This is a genomic window from Acinetobacter sp. N1-1 (genome assembly GCF_056711485.1).
The window spans coordinates 255870-276189 of the sequence record NZ_JBWXUO010000012.1 but is presented as its reverse complement, the minus strand read 5'-3'; the positions used below and the strand labels follow the sequence as shown (position 1 = coordinate 276189).

The window sequence follows — 20320 nt, the reverse complement described above, 5'->3', positions numbered from 1 at the left end:
GATAAAGCTAGCTATAGTCAAACAATCTAATTACTCATACAGACATGAAAAAACATCTGAAAGAGTCGATCAATACAATCCTCTTGCCATTCTTTTCTCTTTTTCTTAATCCATGCCCATGTCTTTTCAATGGAATTCAAATCAGGACTATAAGGCGGTAACCATAAAATATGATGCCCATGATGTTCTAGTAACTCCTGTGTGTCTGCTCGTTTGTGAAACGTCGCATTATCCATCACAATGATGCTGTGTCTAGGTAATTCAGGAATAAGAAAATGCTCTACCCAGAAATGGAATACATCTGAATTAATTTTACAATTGAATAGCCCAACGCTAAACAACTTATTTTCATACAATGCACCAATGGCATTGGTCTGATTATTTAATTGCCAATTAAATAATCCATAACATGGTGCTCCTTTAGGAGAGTAACCATGAGGTCGATAATCGTGTGATTTAAACCCACTTTCATCAAGATAAACAATGGGATGCTTTTTTTGAAGATGATCTAAAGCTTTGGTGAATGCGGATCTGAGGGATTCTTTTGCTTGTGGATGGCGTAAGGTCTTTTTTTCACTGTGATTCCTAAACGTTTTAATGCATAACCAATAGATGCAGCTGAGCAGGAAAAGCGTACAGCACGCTCATATTGATAATCATCTGGATATTTCTCAACATCAGCACGTAGTGCATCATCCTCAATTTTAAAAGGTTTCCGTGGGCGAGTTCTTTTAACCTCAATTCTTTTTTTCCAACTCAAAATTGTATTTTTATCAATCTCAAATTGTGTCGATACCGCTCGTATGGAATGTCCTTCCTCAAGCTTCGCTATAACTTTTCGTCTAAAATGTTCTGAATAACTCATTTCCATATTGTCTTATATTTTTGATTGTTTGACTATAGTTATTTTTTATGAATACTATATATTTGGTTTTCGATTCTTTAAATACTTCTATTGCCATATGGTCTGCCCCTTTTGGAAAACGGCATTTCCTCAATTGGTCAGCTACAATCGTTTTATTGAAATTATGCCAAGTTTTTTACAAGCCCTGACGACATTATTTTATCAAGTGAAGGGTAAAGATACAGGGATCAGCATTATTGATTCCACAAAGATTACGGTTTGTCACAATTTAAGAAACCAAAGACATCGTATTTTTAAAGGTTTAGCAGAAAGAGGGGGGAAAGTAGTACAGGTTGTTTTTATGGATTCAAGTTATATCTGATTATCAATCATTTAGGTGAGATTATCGATCTCACACTGACTTCAGGCAACGTGCATGATACAACTGTCGTAGAGAAATTAACAGGTGAACTTAAGGGAGTATTACTTGGTGATAAGGGCTACCTGAGTAAAGCAAAGACTGAGATTTTAGCCACAAGAAGATTAAGACTGATTACTCCAAAACGTCGAAACATGAAACAAAATAAGCCTACGATTGCGACTGATAAAGCATTACTTTCAAAGCGTGGACTGATTGAAACAGTGAATGATCAACTTAAAAACTTACATCATATTGAGCACTCAAGACATCGTTCAGTATTTAATTTTATGGTGAATATGATGGCTGCTGTTGTTGCATATTGTTTGAGTCTGAATAGATCTAAGGCACAACGAATGATTCAAATTTAGATTACTTACATCGAACTCAGGTTATATTCAAAAAATATAAATAACTGGGTGGGGTAGCAAAAAATAAACAATTTATTGGGTCAAATTTAAGTTAGCCTGCGTTTAATAAATCTAAGAAAAAATAATAGGTGAAGCTGTGTTTGTAACAAGAGTAAGAAAAATTTCGATTTTGTTCTGTTTATTTTTTTTTGGTTATTTGTACTTGTCACCATATGTAATGTTTTATGAATTACAACATGCAATTAGGCAGGGGAACTATAATGCAATACTTCAAAGTACGAGTCTGCCAGATTTAGAGCAGAATCTGGAAAGTCAAATAGATACAGACTTGATGTATCAGCTTTCTAGGGAAGGGACGGGAGATAATAATTTTGCCAATCTTGGTTCAATGATAGCATCTTCATATACATATAACTTAGTTAAAGGAGTGTTTACACCACAAAATATAGCATTATTGATGATGGGGCATTACTTAACAAATCGTGATGTTATTGATCATCAATTTTCTCTTTTTCAGGCACAAATTCCAACAACAACAGATATTTTTTATGAAAAACATTATGATTCATTAAATCAATTTTCTGTTTGTGTGCAAAATAGTGATCAGGATGAACCCGTATATTTCCATTTTTCTAGAGATGGGCTAGCTTGGAAGCTTAAAGCGGTGAATTTACCAAGAGTAAGCTAGAGGTGAGAAAATGGAGCAAGTTGATACTTGCTCCATAAAATAGAGGCTTAACCGAATCGACCAGTAATATAGTCTTCTGTTTGTTGTTTTTGTGGGTTGGTAAAGATGTTATTTGAATGATCTAATTCAATAAGTTCACCCATAAACATAAACCCAGTATAGTCAGAAATACGTGCTGCTTGTTGCATGTTATGCGTTACAATAAGCACAGAATATTGCTGTTTTAGTTCTTCAATAAGCTGTTCAATTTTTGCAGTTGAAATTGGGTCAAGTGCAGATGTTGGCTCATCGAGTAACAATACTTCAGGTTTAAGTGCTACAGCACGCGCAATACATAAACGCTGTTGTTGACCACCAGAAAGTCCTAAAGCACTTTTATGCAGTTTATCTTTAACTTCATCCCAAAGCGCACCATCACGTAATGCTTTTTCAACGCGGTCATTCATTTCTGATTTAGAAAGTTTTTCGTAATGACGGATTGCATAGGCAATGTTTTCATAAATCGTCATTGGGAATGGAACTGGTTTTTGGAATACCATTCCAATTTTTGCACGAAGTTGGTTAATTGAAATTTGATCTTTTAAGATATTTTTTCCATCAAAAATAATCTCACCTTCTGCACGTAGCTTTGGGTAAATATCATAAATACGGTTAAAAATACGTAAAAGAGTAGACTTTCCGCAACCTGATGGCCCAATCAGTGCAGTTACACGGTTTTCAGGAATGACCATATTAATGTTTTTAAGTGCTTGAGTGTCGCCGTAATAAAAGTTGAGGTTACGTACATCAAGCTTTGCTTTTTCAGTATGCGGAGTTGTTGTGTTCATAGAATCGAGAATGATATCTGAATGTGGAGGAATAGAAATATGCTGATGGTTTGCATTTGCAGTAGGATTTTTTACTTCTTTGATATCCATCTTATTTCTCCTTTTTCACTAAAAGTGAACGCGAAATGATGCCGAGAATGAGGACAAATAATGTCATGACCAATGCACCTGCCCATGCAAGTGCATGCCAGTCATCATAAGGGCTCATTGCATATTGGAAAATGACAACAGGGACATTTGCCATAGGTTGCATGATATCGGTTGACCAATATTGGTTATTGAGTGCTGTAAATAGTAGCGGTGCTGTTTCACCCAAGATACGTGCAAGCGCAAGAAGTATACCTGTGATGATACCTGACATTGCAGCACGATATAAAACTTGGTTTACGATTTTCCAACGAGGAATACCCAGTGCTTGTGCTGCTTCACGCATTGTATTTGGTACAAGTTGTAGCATTTCATCGGTTGTGCGAACAACGACAGGTAGTACTAAAAATGCAAGAGAGATTGACCCTGCTAAAGCAGAGAAGTGCCCCATGCGTCTAACCATAATTTCATATACGAATAGACCAATAACGATAGATGGTGCAGAAAGTAAAATGTCATTAATGAAACGTACACAGAAGCCGAGCTTGGTTTCTCTTGCATATTCAGATAGATAAGTACCTGCTGCAATACCAATAGGTGTACCCACTAAGATTGCAATGGTACTCATAATGATACTACCTACAATTGCGTTGAGCATCCCGCCTGATTCACCAGGTGGAGGTGTCATTGCAGTAATGAGGTGCATATTTATTGCAGGTAGACCATTGGTTAGTGTCGTCCATAAAATCCAAACTAACCAAAATAAACCAATAAAAGCCGTTGTAAGTGAAAATACTTTTGCAAGAGTATTCTTAATTTGGCGAGTTTTCCAAAGCATATTTGACATGATTATGCTCCTTCACGACGTGCTAGGCGGCCGAGCATGAATCGTGCTAAAGCAAGCACAATAAATGTAACGACAAATAGGATAAAACCTAAAGCAAGAAGCGATGAAAGATATAAGCTTGAATCTGCTTCTGTAAACTCATTGGCAATAGTTGCTGAAATAGAGTTGCCCGGTTGTAGTAAGGAAATACTGAGTTGGTGTGCATTACCAAGTACAAAGGTAACTGCCATTGTTTCACCTAGTGCGCGACCAAGACCGAGGAAAATACCACCGAGTACAGATGATCTTGTATAGGGTAAAACGATATCCCAAATGACTTCCCATGTCGTGTTTCCGACAGCATAAGCTGATTCAATAAGCGGTGTTGGTACAGTTGAAAATACTTCACGCATAATTGATGAAACAAAAGGAATGATCATAATACTAAGCACAATGCCTGCGGTAAGCATACCTAAGCCAATAGGTGGGCCTTGAAAAAGTTGACCAATTAGGGGGAGAGCACCCATGTGTTCATCTACCCAAGGGTAAACATGGTCTGCCATAAATGGTACGAAAACAAAAAGTCCCCACATACCATAAATAATAGAAGGAATACCGGCCAATAGCTCAATTGCAGTTGAGATTGGTGTTTTTAACCAGTTGGGAGCAAGGTTAGTGATAAAAATGGCAATACCAAAACTTACAGGTACGGCAATAAGCATGGCAATACATGATGTGACCAATGTGCCATAAATAGGAACAAGTGCGCCGAATTGTTTTGTTACGGGATCCCATGCACTGCTCCAAACAAATGAACTACCAAATGTTTGAAAAGCCTCTTTACCTCCCCAAATCATTGAGAAAGAAGCAGCCAGCATAATGAGAAGAACAAAAACAGCACAGCTTTTGACGGTATAATGAAAGAGTTTATCGTTACGTTGATCTTTAAAATCAGAATTACTATTTTGTTTCATCATCGAAGAGCTTCATTTTTAAAAGAAATAAATCCAACAAAATTACTTTGTTGGATTTGGGGAGATAACAAGCATGAATTATTTAATATTCTTAGACCAATAGCCTTCGATCTCTTTCACTAGGTTGCTTGGTAAAGGAATATAGTCAAGTGCTTTAGCATCTGCTTGACCATTTTCTAAAGACCATTTAAAGAAGTTAAGCGCTTCACGGCTTTCGTTCACAGATTTTGGTACTTTATGCATAATTACAAACGTTGTTGCAGTAATTGGCCAAGAGTTTTCTCCTGGTGCATTTGTAATAATATTGTAGAAGTCAGGGTTTTGATTCCAATTTGTACCAGCTGCTGCAGCTTGGAATGAAGCTGTACTTGGTTGTACGAACTTGCCAGCTTTGTTCTGTAGAGCTGTATAGCTCATTTTGTTTTGTAGAGCGTAAGCCAACTCAACGTAACCAATAGAACCTTTAATTTGTTTTACATATGCAGCAACACCTTCATTACCTTTACCGCCTACACCTGTAGGCCAAGAGATTGAAGTACCTTCACCTGCTTTACTTTTCCATGTTGGACTTACTTTTGAAAGGTAGTTTGCCCAGTTAAATGTTGTACCTGAACCATCAGAGCGGTGAACAACAGAAACGCGTTGATCTGGTAATTTCAAGCTTGGGTTAAGTTTTTGAACTTCAGGGTCATTCCACTTTGTAATTTTACCCAAGAAGATATCTGCAAGAACAGCACCCGTTAAGTGTAATGAGCCAGGCGCAACACCATCAATGTTTACAACAGGAACAACACCACCAACAATAACTGGGAATTGTTTTAAGCCAGCATTATTCAATTCTTGTGGGGTTAAAGGCATATCTGATGCACCGAAAGTGACTGTACCTGCTTTAATTTGAGCAATACCACCACCAGAACCGATAGACTGATAGTTCACTTTGTTTCCAGTTTTTGTATTGTAAGCGGCAGACCACTTAGATAATACTGGATAAACGAAAGTTGATCCTGCACCTGTGATTTCGGCTGCTTGAGCGACAGATACAGAAAGTGCAAGTGGTGCAAGTAAAGCCAATAATGATGACTTGAAAAGTCTTTTTGTACGGTAAGCCATGGATGTTCCCCAAAGTGGATACTTTCTATTCCCTATAATTTTTTAGGTGATAAAAATATAGGAATTGTATTAGACGAAACTGACTTTAAATTAGAAGTTATTTATTACATTTAGATGACGGGACTATTTGTAATGTATTGTTAAATTATTTTTTTAAAACAAATGTTTATAATTTAATTATAGTTTTAAAATATAATTAAATTAAGGTTTATTTAATATTTTTTTGATCCATTATTTTGATGGGCATTTATATTTTCGTAGGTATATAATTTTTATATTAAAAAATAAAAAATAATTTTTATAGTGGTACGTGGTAATAATTTTAATGGTTATTTGGTGATTAATATTTATTCATTATAGTTATTGTTTTTATATGATGTTCTATTAAAAAAATACAAATTAAATAATTTCAATTGAATAAAAAGTGATCGCAAATTTTGTAAGATTATTTATGGAGTCTAAGCTAAAAAAGGCGCTATTATGTTGCAACTTTGTTATAAAAAGATGACCATATCATAACTAAAATTCTATATGACACATCTCATATTTAAAAAATAGATATGGCGGAATTCTGTGAGCTACTTTAACGCTTAGTAAATTATTTAGAGGCTATATTGTATTTATATTATTAAAAAATATATTTAAAAAACATAAGTAGTGAAGGTTTGATATCTATATGTTATATTATAACATAATAATTTATTTTTTTATTTTACTATGAAGCAGTATTCTGTTGGGGTTGTGCCTTTAGCACTTTTATTAGTCAGTTCTGTATCTAATGCAGAAGAAAAATCAGTTGAAACATTAGCAACAATTAAGCTCTCATCGGGCAGTGTAGTCGCACCATATGTAGGTAAAAGTTCATCTGTTTCAACCAAGTTTGAAATTGACCCAATGAAGGCATCTCAAAAGGTCGATGTGGTTAGTCATAAAGTTTTAGAAGACACCAATGCACAACGTGTAAATGATACATTGGCTATAGTAAGCGGTGTATCTGCACTTAATCCAATGGGTGGGTTATGGGATAACTATTCAGTTCGAGGCTTTAATACTGACCAGACCATAGGTGCTTCAAGTTTACGTAATGGCATTAATTCGAATTTGGGAATGAGTGCTGCACGAGATATGGTTAATGTCGAACAAATCGAGTTTTTAAAAGGCCCTGCCGCTGCAATGTATGGTGCTGGCGATCCGGGCGGTACACTCAATGTGGTTACGAAGAAGCCAAAGTTTGAGCCACAGCATGGCTTACAACTGCGTGGTGGGTCGTATGACCAATATCGTGCAGCAGTGGATTCAACCAATGCTTTAACTGATACTGTTGCTTATCGCTTTGGTATTGCTTATGAAAATAACCATAGTTTTCGTGACTATGTAAAAAATAATCGCTTATTTTTTGCACCACAACTGACATGGCAGCCTTCCGATAACACACAGGTCGATTATGACAGTGAATATTCTTTTACACGAAGCATGTTTGATCGTGGGGTTTTGGCACAAAATAAACAATTAGGTGTTATTCCTAATAGTCGTTTTTTGGGTGAAAAAGACGATGGTTTAATGACCATGAAAGACTATTTACAACAGGTACGTGTTAAAGAGGTATGGAATGACCAGTGGACAAGCCAAGCCGCTTTTAATTATAAAGAAAATGATTGGTCAGGTTTTTCTTCTGAGGCATTTCAGCTTTTAAATTCAAAAGGTGACTTAAATAGAGAGCGCCGTTACCGCGACTATAAAACAACAAGCTATTTAATTAATCATGATTTATTAGGGCAGTTTGAGACATGGGGCATACCGAATAAACTTGTGATTGGAACAACAGCAAGCTATTTAGATATTAAAAATAATTTACAAAGATATCGTGTAAAAGGTACAAACTCAGTAGATATTGTCAATATTTATAATCCTGTATATGGCAGTGCATTGCCGAATGTTAAACCAACATTTAGCCCAAGCGAAAAGCAGAAAAATTTAGGTTTATCTGTAACAGATATGCTTGATTTTACCGATCAGTGGTCTGTTACGCTCGGTGGACGATTTGATGTTTATCAGCAGTCTTATAGTGAGTCATCACAAAAAATTTCAGGTTCTAAAGACTTTAATCACTTTAGTCCTAAGTTTGCAACAAACTATCTAATCAATGATCAGTTTTCTGTCTTTGCAGGTGCAGGGCAGTCTTTTCACCTCAATTCAGGTTTAAAGATTCAAAACCAACCACTTGACCCTGAAAAAGCATGGACGTATGAAGTTGGTCTAAAAACAAAATTGTTTAACGATCAGCTAACATCAAGCATGTCTGTGTTCCACGTGAAAAAAGAAAATGTAGCACGTACAGATATCAATAATAGTGCATATATGACAACAACTGGTGCCGAAAAAAGTCGTGGTTTAGAGTTAGATTTGACCGCACAACCAACGGATGCTTTAAATGTAAAACTTGCTTATACATATATAGATGCTGTTGTGACTCAAGGTGATGCTTCTCAAGGAATTAATAAGGGAGCACGTTTATTGAATACACCGAAGCATACTGCAAACTTACTTGCAATGTATGATGTATGGCAATCAGGTGTACAAAAAGTTGGTATAGGCGGTAATATTCAATATGTGTCTGCACGTTCTGGTAATGTGGCAGATGATGGTTTTGAGTTACCTGCATATACCTTGGTCAATTTGAATAGTTATTATCAAGTTAATGAAAAATTACGTTTCCAACTGACGCTCAATAATGCATTGAATAAAACATATTATAGTTCAAGCCTAAAAGACCTTTGGGTGACACCGGGCAATCCGCGTGAGCTCTTTTTAACAATGAACTATCAGTTCTAGTTTTATGCAGAATGAAAAAAACCAAGGCACCTTATTATGAATAAAGTGCCTTGTTTCTATCAATAATTACATTTTATACAATAAGAAATGAGGATAAAAAAATTAATAAATAGGGAATATTGTTAAAGTTTTATGAATAAATTATGACAGTATATGCTATGATTTTCGCAATTATTTCATTCATGTGATGCTCTTGTTTAAGTCTGGTTTGGCTCTCTCTTTCGGAGCAATCATCTTACAACTTGCGGTTTTTCTACAGCCTTTTTTGCCTCAGCAATATCAGGTTGCACTTGTTTGTGAGCAAATCACAACGGCTTTAATGCAAGATCAAAGTGACAATATGTCCGATCATCATATGCATATGAGTACGTCAATGCATATGGCAAAAACACATCAAAATAGCCACCATGATGCATCTCATCAATGTCCTTTCTGTACTGTTTATAATCATATTATTCCATTTGTTGACTTAGGTATAGATGAAGTTTTTGATCGTTTAAAGATTAGATTGCTGGCATTTGCACGTGCATTTCAGCATATCTATTTTGTACTACAACGACTCTTTTTAATTCCTCAAGGGCGCGCGCCACCTCTTTTTACTTAAACCACAGAAAATTTAATTTTTATGGGCTTTGAAGTGCCTATAGCATTGTTTTATCTGAAATTTGAGTAATTTATGTTAAATGCAAACTTTTTTATGCAGCGATTGACTGTAGCCATCTCTATTGTTCTTTATTCTAGCTCTAGTATGGCGGATATACAGCAAGATACATCACATCATTTAGTACCGATTGTACTTACCGCAGAAAAAGGCAATGAAGCCAATGGGCTAGTGGTTGTTAAAGACCCAAAACAACCTATACAACCAATTCCTGCGATTGATGGAGCATCTTATTTACAAAGCATTATGGGATTTAATGCAGTGAAAAGCTCAGGTTTAGCCAATAGCGATGTGACATTTAGAGGAATGTTTGGCTCAAGAATAAAAATGCTTACCAATGGCTCTGAAAATTTAGGTGCATGTGGTGGGCGTATGGACTCACTAACCTCTTATATTTCACCAGAAAGTTTTGATAAAATTACAGTTTTGAAGGGCCCTGAAACAGTTCGATTTGCCAATCCCGGTTCGGCAGCGACGGTGATGTTTGAGCGAGATGCAGTACATTTGCCTGAAGGAAAAAATATTGAAGGTCAGGCAAGTACAGTCGTAGGTTCATTTGGTCGATGGGATCATAACTTAGATCTTACGATAGGTGACAGTACCAAGTATTTGAGAGTGAATGCAAATCGCTCTGTTTCAAATGATTATAAAGATGGCCAAGGTCATAATGTGCATTCAAATTGGGAGAAATGGAATGCAGATATATCGGCAGGTTGGACACCCGATGAAGATACATGGATTGAAGCAACAGCAGGAAAAGCCGATGGTGAAGCGTCTTACGCAGGGCGTGGAATGGATGGCACCAAGTTTGGGCGAGAAAGTCTAGGGCTACATCTTCAAAAAAAGAATATCAATACGTTTATTCAAAAAATTGATGCACAAGTGAATTATAACTTTAATGATCACATTATGGATAACTACCGTATGCGCCCTGTGAAGGGGATGAAGATGTTATCTAATGTTGCACGTGAAACATTAAATAGCCGTTTGGAATTCACGACCATATGGACAGATCGGCTTACAGTGCTTGCAGGAGTAGACAGTCAGCATAATACACATACAAGCCGTGGCGGGCTGAATTATGCAAGTATACCAAGGCAAAAAGATATGACTTTTGAGTCTTATGGTGCTTTTGCAGAGGGAAGATATCAACTGACCGATCATCAAAAAATAGTATCTGGTACGCGTTTTGATGCTGTTCAAGTACAAGATTTTCGTGCAAAAACTCAAGCATTCAATCAAACACGAAATACAGTTTTACCGAGTGGTTTTTTACGTTTAGAGAGTCAATATCCTGAGCTGAATACCAATACTTATATTGGAATTGGACATGTACAACGTATGCCAGATTATTGGGAAATATTTTCGCCTATGAGTATGGCAACCGATGGATCGAAAGATGTCTTTAATCGTGTAAAACCTGAAAAAACAACACAGATTGATTTAGGCTATCAATATAAACACGGTGCGCTGTCGCATTGGGTTTCTGCTTATGTTGGGCAAGTGAAAGATTTTATTTTGATGCGCTATGCACCCAATCGTAGTGTGATGAATGTAAATGCACGTATTGCAGGTAGCGAGCTTGGGGTGGGTTATGCGTTTACAGACCATCTTCAAGCAGATGTGAGCGGTATGTATGCTTGGGGAGAAAATACAACGAACCGTACGGCATTGCCACAAATTGCACCATTTGAAGCACGTGTGAATTTAAACTATGTCACAGAAAAGTATAGTCTTGGCGCATTGTGGCGTTTGGTTTCTGCACAGCATCGTTATCGTGAAAATGAAGGAAATGTTGTCGGGTATGACCTTGGTTCGAGTCGAGGTTTTGGGGTATTGTCTATTAATGGAACATATCAAATCACCACTGATATGAGTTTGGCATTAGGCATAGACAATGTTTTGAATCGTAACTATACAGAACACTTAAACAAGCTAGGTGCTGCAAGCGCAGGGAATATTGGTACAGAACAAATCAATAATATTGGACGTAACTATTGGGCACGTTTACAGGTTAACTTCTAAATAGGATTGTTGTAAAAATAGGCTATTGATTTCAATAGCCTATTCTATATTTAAGCGTTTGAAATTATTTTATTTTACGAATAAAAATGTAAAAGGACTTTTGAAAGCGTATTCATTTGATGATCGCACAGCTCAATATGAGTTAAGAAAACCATACACAACAATGAATAATGGTAGTTTTTAATAAAGTTTTTCATGGCATTATCACGCATAATAAAAAAAACTTTTTTGAAAATGGATAAGAAATTGGATATTGCAGTCATTGGTAGTGGCATGGCAGGGCTTGCCACAGCTCGAATTCTAAAAGATGCAGGACACAATATAACCGTGTTTGAAGCACTTCCTGGTCGTGGCATGGATAGTCACACAATTGAGTTTGATGGTGGCATGATTGATGCGCCTTTGCGTGTAATGAATCCGTATTTATGGAAAAATACGTTGAGTCTTGCAACACATTTGGGCATAGATACTTTCCCAGTACGCACTTATATGTCTTGTAGTTGGCTATTTGAAGAAAAAACAGAAACATGGCTAACCACATCTCGTGCACCTATTGGTAACTTTCCAATTATTAATAACCGTAAAGGGTTACAACAGTATGGTGTTCGTTTAGTCAAAGGCATGCTACAGCTTAAAAGCGCAATTTATCGTTTCTTTAAGTCTAAGCATCAAGATATTACGCTGACCGAATTTATTAATAAAAATGAAATTGAAGAAGTATTTTGGCATGGTGCAGTGATGCCTGTGCTTTATACCATTTGTACGTGTAATCCTGAAACGATTGGTGAATGGCCTGCGAAACCATTGTTGGTGTTTTTACAGCAACTAACCAATGGTGATCAGTTGCTTCGTTTAAAAGGTGGTACGCCTGCTTTTGTAAATAAGCTCATCGAAGGTGTAGACATTCAGAGTGGTTCGGCAGTAACAAAAGTTGAGCTTCAAGGCGAAAAAGTTTACGTTGAAAATGAGGCAGGTGTTAAACAACTGTTTGACCGTACAATTGTTGCAACACCAACAAATAAGCTTGAAGATTTCTTGAATAAAGAACAGTTTGCTGAAGATATTGATCTATTGAAGCAGTTTAGATTTGAGGAAGGTGATTTAGTTATTCATACCGATTCAAGTGTGATGCCACCTCGCCGTAAAGATTGGTCTGTTTTAAGTTATATGATGGATCGTAAATTTACCAAACAACAATTTACGGTATGGATGAACGCAGTAGAACCAACATTGGTAGGAAAAGAGGCAGTGTTCCAAACATGGCGTCCTGTTACACCAATTGATCCGAAAAAAGTGGTATCTACTGTTAAACTTAGTCGTGCTGTTGTGAATTGGCAAACGATAGAGTTAAACAATGAGTTACAACGCCGTCAAAAAGCAGTCGATCGCAAAGTATATTTCTGTGGTTCATGGTCTTGCGATGGTTTACCAATTTTAGAGTCTGCTGTGACATCTGCAATGCAAATTGCTAAAAACTTAGGTGCACCTTTACCTTTTGTAGGTTTAAAACCAAAAGTAGAAGTTGCGCCTGAGTTGGGTTACTAAACTCGCTCATTTGCAATGATGCAGAACCAAAAAACAAAAATCCTTCAACATAAATATGCTGTTAATGCATCTATGTTGGGGGATGATGCAGTTTTGCCATGGACGAATTTGGGTCTATGGTATTATACCCCTCATCTTACTTATCCTGAAGCATGTCAAAATTTAGCAATATCTTTGGCAAATGCATTGGCGTTAAAAAGCGATGATGCAGTATTGGATTTAGGATGTGGTTGGGGAGCAAGTTTAAGTTTATGGCAAGAGAAATATGCTGTTAGGCAGATAAGCGCCGTTGAGTTGCAAATAGAATGTTTAAATTATTTAAAAACACAAGACTGTTTGAATAATGTGAGCTTCTATCAAGGTTCATTTTTAAACTTAAAAGCACTTTCTTTAAATTCAAAATATGATGTTATTTTCTGCATAGATGCCTTATATCATCATTCACTACCTGAATTTTTAAATTCAATTTCAGTAAGTGCACATAAAAAAACACGATTGGGTTTTCACTATTTAATCGTTACACCACGGTGGGAAGAATTATCTTTTTTACAAAAAAAGAAGTATCAATGTTTACTTGCTCTTGCAGATATTCACATCAATGCATTATATAATCAAGCTCAACTTCGACAAATACTCCAAAACTCAAGTTGGCAATATACAGATATTCAAATATTGACTGAGCCAGTGTTTGGAGGATTTTCAAATTATATTGAGCACAGGAAAGATAAATGTAATGGTATAGATGGACTTAAAATTAAATTGACAGCAAAGTTATGCCATCAACTTTTTAAAGCGGGAATTGTGGACTATGTGCAAGTGGTTAGCCATAGATTGCCTTAAACTTTTGAATAATACGACTGCCGAATACATTAATACAAAGCCCAAAGATAACAATAAAAATGCCGATAAGCTGTTGTATTGAAAGCACTTCATCTAAAAGTAAAAAAGCAGAAAATAGGCCTATTATGGGCACAAGTAGCGTAAGTGGTGCAACTTTCCATGTTTCGTATTTATTTAGTAGGTATCCCCATAAACTATAGCCAATTAACGATGAAATCATTGAAAGGTAAAGTACAATAATTAGGTCTTGGGCTGAAAAATGGCTAAGGCTATGTAAAATTTGTGCCTTGCCTTCAAATATAAATGAGCAGAGCAAAAATGGAATAATGGGGAACAAACCACCCCATGTAACTAATGAAAGTGTTTTCGTTTGACCTGTTTTTAGAATAATTTTATTGTAGATATTACCAATAGCCCATGAAAAACTTGCAGCTAAAACAAGAAAGAGTGGAAACATAGGAATGATAGTCTGTGTATGTTGCATATATTGACTAGAAGCCAATATAACTAGACCAAATAAAGCGACACACATACCTATCATTTGTGGAAGTTTTATACCTTCTTTTAAAAATATATAACTCAGTAAAATAGTAAAAAATGCTTGTGACTGTAGGACTAACGAGGCTATACCTGCTGGCATACCAAGATGAATGGCTAAAAACAGTAATGCAAATTGCCCAAAACAGAGTGTAAGCCCATAAAATGCAATAAGGTAGAGTGGTATCTTGGGGCGTGGAATAAAGAAAATTGCAGGAAAAGCTACACATATAAAGCGTAGAGCACCTAACAAAAAAGGTGGAATATCATTAACACCTAGTTTAATAATAACAAAGTTAAATCCCCATGCAAAAATAATAATGATTGCGAGCAAGATATCTTTTGGTGTCATAGAGTAGTCCTTTTCCCATATCGTCTTGGTGTTATTATCCTTTATCAAATTTATAGCATATAGGTTATTTTTTGGAATATATTTTTAATTGGAATCAGTAAATATTAAACGCTAAATTATTGGTGTATTTCGCCATTTTTATTCTAATAATATATAAGTAAATGTTAGTTTTTAATTTTAATGACTTATAGTTTTTATTTTACTATTGATCAAGTAGTTACAATAGCTGAAAGTAGGTCAAATTTTATTGGTATTGATCTGTTTAAATTTTTGGCTAAGATGCGTATCTTTTTACAAGTAATATGGGAGCGACAACCTGTATAGAAATTAGTGAATATTCACGAATACATTGATTTTTACCTAAATGGCTTTAGTAATTATTCTAATCATTTATTTTTACTTATAATCTTATTTGATATCCCAAAAACCTTACGGGTTAGTTATTTTGTTGTTGATGATTCTATGGTGTGAGCACTGTGTTAAATCAGTCCATTTATGTGTTTTAGAGCATTAAATTAAATATAAAAATAATATAATGTAATATATTATTCATAGTTAATTACTATTATTCTGCCAATTATTTTTTATTTTTGGGGGAATACTTTAGTGAAAAAAAAGACAAAGACAGTGCACATTTTATTAAAACCGAGTGCACTTATTTTAGCAATGGCAGCAGTATCAAATACATATGCGCAAGGCTCAGATGCACAATCATTAGGTACGATTGATGTGGTTGGTGTTGGGCAAGCAGCAAGTATGAACGCTGCGCTTCGTGAACAGAAGGCATCGGATTCAATTAGTAGTGTGGTGCATGCAGATGCGATTGGTCAACTGCCTGATGATAATGCGGCAGAAGCATTACATCGTTTGCCTGGTGTATCTGTTGAACGTGATCAAGGAGAGGGGCGTTTTGTTTCTGTACGTGGTTTAAATGCAGACTTAAATGCAGTTACCATCAATGGTACGTTGGTACCAGCACCAGAAGCAAAACGTAGAGGTGTTGCTTTAGATATTCTTCCTTCAGAACTTGTACAGTCCTTAGCTGTAGTGAAAACATTGACACCAGATTTAGATGCCAACTCTCTAGGCGGTACAGTTCAGGTTAATAGTCTTTCTGCTTTTGATCATAAAGGGTTGTTCTATACAGGTTCAGCAGAAGGTGCTTACAATGAGTTAAGAGATAAATATAGCCCTAAATTTTCAGGGGCAATCAGCAATCGTTTTAACATATTTGGTGGTGAAGATAATTTTGGTGTTGCGGCAGCATTGAGTTATCAAAATCGAAAATTTGGATCTGATAATGTTGAAACAGGTGGTGCTTGGAGTGAGCAAAAATTAGATAAAATCTCTATGCGTTATTACGATATTCAACGTGAACGTCTTGGTGCAGGTTTAAATTTCGACTGGCGTAATGAATCGAGTCAATACTATTTAAGAACTTTATATAGTCGCTTTGTAGATACAGAAACAAGAAATTCACTCAATGCTAAATTTGATACATCTTGTGCAGTTAATCAGATTTGCACAGGTAAAGTTACCCGCGCATTAAAAGCTCGTGAAGAAGATCAAAATATTCAATCTTATGTTTTTGGTGGTAAGCATCAGCTAGGTTTGTGGGTAGCTGAAGGGCAAATTGGTTATAGCCAAGCGGAGCAAAAAGATCCACGAGGTATTTCTGCAGCAGAGTATACAGGGAAGTTTAAAAAACTAAGCTACCAAGATACAACTGAGCCCGTTTTTTCTGCTGGTGCTGATTTATACGATCCAAATAATTTTTCATTAAGTAGTATTAAAGAAAAAGAAGAACATTCAAAAGATACAGAAAAAAATATTAAACTTGATTTTACTCGTGATTATAGTATCGCGAATTATTCAAGTGAGTTTAAGTTTGGTGCTAAAGTAAGTCAGCGAGAAAAAACAAATGATGAAAATGCATGGAGCTATAAAAAATTAAAAGGTGGTGCAGATTTTTATGGAAATGCAGATTATAGCTTAGGTCAGTTTGGTCCTTTAATTAATGCAAATAGTGTTCGTGAGCGCTTAAAAGGGTTAAATTCAGATCAGAACATTGATCGTCAGCTTTCAATTGTTAATGATTTTAACAGTCGTGAAAATATTAATGCTGCATATGTAATGAATAGCATAGATATTGGTGATTTGAGAGTAATTGCTGGACTACGTTTTGAAGATACGCATAAATCTGCCAATGGTTATGTGTATAAAGATGGTGTAATTACTCCAACATCTACAAAGCAAAATTATCAACATTGGCTCCCAAATTTGAGTGTGCGTTATGAGCTAAATAAACAAACTCTCTTACGAGCAGCATATACAAATACAGTTGTAAGACCAACTTTTGCACAGTCTTCACCAGGTGTAAAAATTGATAGTACAGATGCCGAGTTTGGTAATCCTCAGTTAAAACCCCTTACATCAAAGAATTTTGATTTAAGTATAGAACGTTACTTTGGAACAGCTAGTACAATTTCAGCCAATGTTTTTTATAAGAAGATTAATAATTTTGTCTACCAAACTAACTTAGCAGGGCAGGGAGTTTGGCGAAACTTTGATACAGCAACAACGTATCAAAATGGTGAGCATGCCAATTTGTATGGCTTAGAACTTGCATATTCTCAAAAAATGGATGGGTTAAGTGCGCCGTGGAATGGTCTTATTTGGGGTGTAAATACAACAATTAGCCATTCAGATGCAAAAATTAAGGATATGAACAACCAACGAACAATATCTTTTCCAAGCCAATCAAAATTTGTAGGTAATGTAATGCTTGGGTGGGAAGGTGAGCGTTTGGGTATGAAATTTTCAGCCAATTATAAGACGCCAGCATTGTATGAGCTTGGTGCGGTCAATCAATCCAATTTAGATATTTATAATGATCGTCAGCTATTTGTCGATTTTAGTAGTTATTTTAATATGACTAAAAACCTTAAATTGAAGTTTGATATCGCAAATATTACCAATGAAAAATATTATGCATATACAGGAAATAAAGCACTGAATGCACAGTATGAAACGTATGGTCCAACATATAAGTTAGGTCTTACTTATACAAGTTTCTAATTTGATAGGCAGGGACGCCTTTAATTTTGCGAACAGTTAGAGCTTAAATAATGAGTATAATTTTTTTGAAAAAATCTTGTTTTGTCAGTGTGGTTTTACTCGGTTTAATTGGTTGTAGCCAAAAACCTACCTTTATTCCTAAAGCATTAGTTACATCTCAAAGTGGAATTATTCAATTTTCATCTACAGAAACTAAAAATGGTCCAAATATATTTAAAGTTCAGTCGGCAAAAACTCTAGATATCCCTCATTGGGCAGAAGCTCATCTTATTCAAACCAGTAAGACACATGGGTTGCAGATTTTAGACAAGCAAAATCGTATCCTACAGTCAATTGATGGTGCTTTTGGGGATGTTGATTATCGAGTCAAAGATAGTTTGTTATTTATACAAACTGTCGATTTAAAGCAACAGCGCCCAGTAATTTTGATTTTTGATATACAGTCAAAACAGTGGCAGCCCTCTATTTTATTGGAAAAAACAAACTTTAAGGTTGAAGCAGTTTGTCTGTATCAAGATCAAAGTCAGCAACTTTATTCATTTTTGATTGGTGGGCAAGGTTCAGCACAGCAATGGGCGGTAAATACTAATCCTATTTCAAAACAGCTTGTAAGAAATTTGAACATACCAATAGGTAGTAAATCTTGCACTGTAGACGATTTACAAGAGCTATTACTTATTAATGAAGATGGAATAGGCATTTGGGAATATTCAACAGATGCTGAACAACCTTTTAAAAGAAAAATTGTAGATATGGTAAAACCTCATGGTCATATAGAGGGTAATCCAGGGGGCTTTACTCAACTAGATAACTTACTATTTGTAGTAGATACACAGCAACCTTTTATTTATAAGTATATTCATAATGGAAAAGACTGGCAGATTTTAGATCGGTTAAATACCCTTGAACTACAAAAAACTGAGCAGTTGAATGCAAAAAAAGAAGGGGAAAAAGTAGAGTTATTATTAAATGATAATCACAAATTAAAAATAGCATCAGTACCATATACAGTTGCTCATCAGACTATTAAAAAAGATGAACATTTTCAGTTTATTCAGGCAAAAGTTCAAACTGCGCCTGTACCTAATATAGGTGATGCTGCTGATGATCCTGCTATTTGGTATAACGAGGCAATACCAACAGCATCCAGAATATTGGGTACAGATAAACAAGGTGGGTTACAGGTTTATGGCTTAGATGGAAAAGAGCAGCAATATTTAACTGTTGGACGACTTAATAATGTAGATATTCGACCCAACTTTAATTGGGGTAGTGAGCTTGTAGATTTGGCTGTTGCAACAAATAGAGATCATAACAGTTTGCATTTATTTGCAATTGAGAAAAAAACTGGGCATGTGGCAGAAATTGGGCAAGCACAGACGTCACTTAAAGATATTTATGGTTTGTGTCTGTATCAAAATAAACAAGGCGATATTTTTGCAATTCCAAATGATAAAGATGGAACATTTATTCAATATCAGTTAAGTGCTGTGAAAAATAAAGTAGATGCTAAAGAGATACAGAGGTTTTCTGTAAAAACTCAGCCCGAAGGTTGTGTCGTCGATGATCAACATGACCAAATTTTTCTTGGTGAAGAAGATCGAGCAGTTTGGCAAAAGAGTCTTTTGCATAATAATAGCAACTTGCAAGAAGTTGCAGTTGTTGGGAAGAACCAAATCCAAGATGATATTGAAGGAATGGGGCTTTATCAGGGCAAAAAACAAAGCTATTTGGTTGTATCAAGCCAAGGGAATAATAGTTATGCCGTGATGGAAGCACATGCACCATATCGTTATCGTGGTAGTTTTAAGATTGTGATGAATAGAGTGGAGAAAATAGATGCTGTATCTGAAACGGATGGGTTAGATGTTACGAGCCATAACTTAGGCGAGGGTTGGGTAAAAGGGATGTTAGTTGTTCAAGATGGGCATAAAGTCATGCCAGAAGATCATCAAAACTTTAAATATATTTCATGGGCTGAAATTTCTGAGAAGCTGAATCTCGAAGAGTAGGCATAAAAAAATCCTCTCAATAATGAGAGGATTTTTAAAATTCGTTGGTGCCGACACTCGGATTCGAACTGAGGACCTACTGATTACAAGTCAGTTGCTCTACCAACTGAGCTATGTCGGCAACGTGGGGCTATTCTATCTTATTTTACTTAAAGGTCAAGCCAAAAAGTAACCAATTAGAACATGATATTATCTCATTCTTCGTTTTAATTTAGTTTGAAGTATTTATATGCATTTTAAGATATGTCAATTTAATGCAAGTAAGTAGTGTGAAAAGTTATATTAAATTATAA

At 35.7% G+C, this 20320-nt stretch carries 15 protein-coding genes, 1 tRNA gene and 1 pseudogene; 9 read left to right on the top strand and 8 right to left on the bottom strand.

Annotation, left to right across the window (positions count from 1 at the left end; genetic code table 11):
- Positions 1 to 26: 26 nt before the first annotated feature.
- The gene (locus tag AC1MPL_RS01520) at positions 27 to 599 is read right to left on the bottom strand and encodes an IS630 family transposase (RefSeq protein WP_479766126.1); all 573 of its coding nucleotides are present in this window, start codon (positions 597 to 599) and stop codon (positions 27 to 29) included.
- Positions 509 to 865, bottom strand: a complete 357-nt coding sequence (locus AC1MPL_RS01515; protein ID WP_479763665.1) for an IS630 transposase-related protein — start codon at positions 863 to 865, stop codon at positions 509 to 511. The genes AC1MPL_RS01520 and AC1MPL_RS01515 overlap by 91 nt, the downstream gene beginning before the upstream one ends.
- Positions 866 to 887: 22 nt before the next feature.
- Between AC1MPL_RS01515 and AC1MPL_RS01510 the strand changes: the two are divergent.
- A pseudogene (locus AC1MPL_RS01510) lies at positions 888 to 1633 on the top strand (IS982 family transposase); the annotation flags it as partial.
- A 136-nt stretch (positions 1634 to 1769) separates the two neighbouring features.
- On the top strand, positions 1770 to 2321 hold the full coding sequence (locus tag AC1MPL_RS01505; protein WP_479763663.1) for a DUF2939 domain-containing protein: 552 nt from the start codon (positions 1770 to 1772) through the stop codon (positions 2319 to 2321).
- Between the two features lie 47 nt (positions 2322 to 2368).
- Here the strand turns inward: AC1MPL_RS01505 and pstB are convergent, their stop codons facing one another.
- The 4 genes from pstB to pstS form a co-directional block, all read right to left on the bottom strand.
- Positions 2369 to 3148, bottom strand: coding sequence for a phosphate ABC transporter ATP-binding protein PstB (gene pstB, locus AC1MPL_RS01500; protein WP_479766124.1), 780 nt, complete (start codon positions 3146 to 3148; stop codon positions 2369 to 2371).
- Between the two features lie 91 nt (positions 3149 to 3239).
- A complete protein-coding gene (gene pstA, locus AC1MPL_RS01495; protein ID WP_479763662.1) occupies positions 3240 to 4082 on the bottom strand; it encodes a phosphate ABC transporter permease PstA in 843 nt (280 codons plus the stop codon).
- Between the two features lie 2 nt (positions 4083 to 4084).
- The gene (gene pstC, locus AC1MPL_RS01490) at positions 4085 to 5035 is read right to left on the bottom strand and encodes a phosphate ABC transporter permease subunit PstC (RefSeq protein WP_023273121.1); all 951 of its coding nucleotides are present in this window, start codon (positions 5033 to 5035) and stop codon (positions 4085 to 4087) included.
- 78 nt (positions 5036 to 5113) lie between these two features.
- Positions 5114 to 6145 carry a phosphate ABC transporter substrate-binding protein PstS gene (gene pstS / locus AC1MPL_RS01485; protein WP_479763660.1) on the bottom strand — a complete coding sequence of 344 codons (1032 nt, stop codon included), beginning with the start codon at positions 6143 to 6145 and terminating at the stop codon, positions 5114 to 5116.
- A 717-nt stretch (positions 6146 to 6862) separates the two neighbouring features.
- On the opposite strand from pstS, the gene AC1MPL_RS01480 reads away from it, so the two are divergent.
- From AC1MPL_RS01480 to AC1MPL_RS01460, 5 genes are all read left to right on the top strand, one after another.
- Positions 6863 to 8977, top strand: coding sequence for a TonB-dependent siderophore receptor (locus AC1MPL_RS01480; protein ID WP_479763658.1), 2115 nt, complete (start codon positions 6863 to 6865; stop codon positions 8975 to 8977).
- A 187-nt stretch (positions 8978 to 9164) separates the two neighbouring features.
- The gene (locus AC1MPL_RS01475) at positions 9165 to 9581 is read left to right on the top strand and encodes a DUF2946 domain-containing protein (RefSeq protein WP_479763657.1); all 417 of its coding nucleotides are present in this window, start codon (positions 9165 to 9167) and stop codon (positions 9579 to 9581) included.
- 72 nt (positions 9582 to 9653) lie between these two features.
- Positions 9654 to 11663 (top strand): TonB-dependent copper receptor, encoded by a 2010-nt coding sequence (locus tag AC1MPL_RS01470; protein WP_479763655.1) that lies wholly within the window; start codon positions 9654 to 9656, stop codon positions 11661 to 11663.
- A 246-nt stretch (positions 11664 to 11909) separates the two neighbouring features.
- Entirely contained in the window at positions 11910 to 13208 is a 1299-nt protein-coding gene (locus tag AC1MPL_RS01465) for an FAD-dependent oxidoreductase (protein WP_479766123.1), read from the top strand.
- 15 nt (positions 13209 to 13223) lie between these two features.
- The gene (locus AC1MPL_RS01460) at positions 13224 to 14048 is read left to right on the top strand and encodes an SAM-dependent methyltransferase (RefSeq protein WP_479763653.1); all 825 of its coding nucleotides are present in this window, start codon (positions 13224 to 13226) and stop codon (positions 14046 to 14048) included.
- On the opposite strand, the gene AC1MPL_RS01455 is transcribed toward AC1MPL_RS01460, so the two are convergent.
- Positions 14029 to 14937 carry an EamA family transporter gene (locus tag AC1MPL_RS01455; protein ID WP_479763651.1) on the bottom strand — a complete coding sequence of 303 codons (909 nt, stop codon included), beginning with the start codon at positions 14935 to 14937 and terminating at the stop codon, positions 14029 to 14031. The two genes, AC1MPL_RS01460 and AC1MPL_RS01455, sit on opposite strands and share 20 nt — an antisense overlap.
- A 606-nt stretch (positions 14938 to 15543) precedes the next feature.
- On the opposite strand from AC1MPL_RS01455, the gene AC1MPL_RS01450 reads away from it, so the two are divergent.
- A complete protein-coding gene (locus tag AC1MPL_RS01450; RefSeq protein WP_479763650.1) occupies positions 15544 to 18015 on the top strand; it encodes a TonB-dependent receptor in 2472 nt (823 codons plus the stop codon).
- Positions 18016 to 18065: 50 nt separating this feature from the next.
- The gene (locus AC1MPL_RS01445; protein WP_479763648.1) at positions 18066 to 20027 is read left to right on the top strand and encodes a phytase; all 1962 of its coding nucleotides are present in this window, start codon (positions 18066 to 18068) and stop codon (positions 20025 to 20027) included.
- Positions 20028 to 20072: 45 nt separating this feature from the next.
- On the opposite strand, the gene AC1MPL_RS01440 is transcribed toward AC1MPL_RS01445, so the two are convergent.
- Positions 20073 to 20148 (bottom strand) — tRNA-Thr (locus AC1MPL_RS01440).
- Positions 20149 to 20320: the final 172 nt, after the last annotated feature.

Excerpts from the sequence above, each read along its gene's own strand:
- AC1MPL_RS01515 (WP_479763665.1), bottom strand. The coding sequence starts at position 865 with ATGAGTTATTCAGAACATTTTAGACGAAAAGTTATAGCGAAGCTTGAG.
- pstB (WP_479766124.1), bottom strand. The coding sequence starts at position 3,148 with ATGAACACAACAACTCCGCATACTGAAAAAGCAAAGCTTGATGTACGT.
- pstA (WP_479763662.1), bottom strand. The coding sequence starts at position 4,082 with ATGTCAAATATGCTTTGGAAAACTCGCCAAATTAAGAATACTCTTGCA.
- pstC (WP_023273121.1), bottom strand. The coding sequence starts at position 5,035 with ATGAAACAAAATAGTAATTCTGATTTTAAAGATCAACGTAACGATAAA.
- pstS (WP_479763660.1), bottom strand. The coding sequence starts at position 6,145 with ATGGCTTACCGTACAAAAAGACTTTTCAAGTCATCATTATTGGCTTTA.
- AC1MPL_RS01480 (WP_479763658.1), top strand. The coding sequence starts at position 6,863 with ATGAAGCAGTATTCTGTTGGGGTTGTGCCTTTAGCACTTTTATTAGTC.
- AC1MPL_RS01475 (WP_479763657.1), top strand. The coding sequence starts at position 9,165 with ATGCTCTTGTTTAAGTCTGGTTTGGCTCTCTCTTTCGGAGCAATCATC.
- AC1MPL_RS01470 (WP_479763655.1), top strand. The coding sequence starts at position 9,654 with ATGTTAAATGCAAACTTTTTTATGCAGCGATTGACTGTAGCCATCTCT.
- AC1MPL_RS01460 (WP_479763653.1), top strand. The coding sequence starts at position 13,224 with ATGATGCAGAACCAAAAAACAAAAATCCTTCAACATAAATATGCTGTT.
- AC1MPL_RS01455 (WP_479763651.1), bottom strand. The coding sequence starts at position 14,937 with ATGACACCAAAAGATATCTTGCTCGCAATCATTATTATTTTTGCATGG.
- AC1MPL_RS01445 (WP_479763648.1), top strand. The coding sequence starts at position 18,066 with ATGAGTATAATTTTTTTGAAAAAATCTTGTTTTGTCAGTGTGGTTTTA.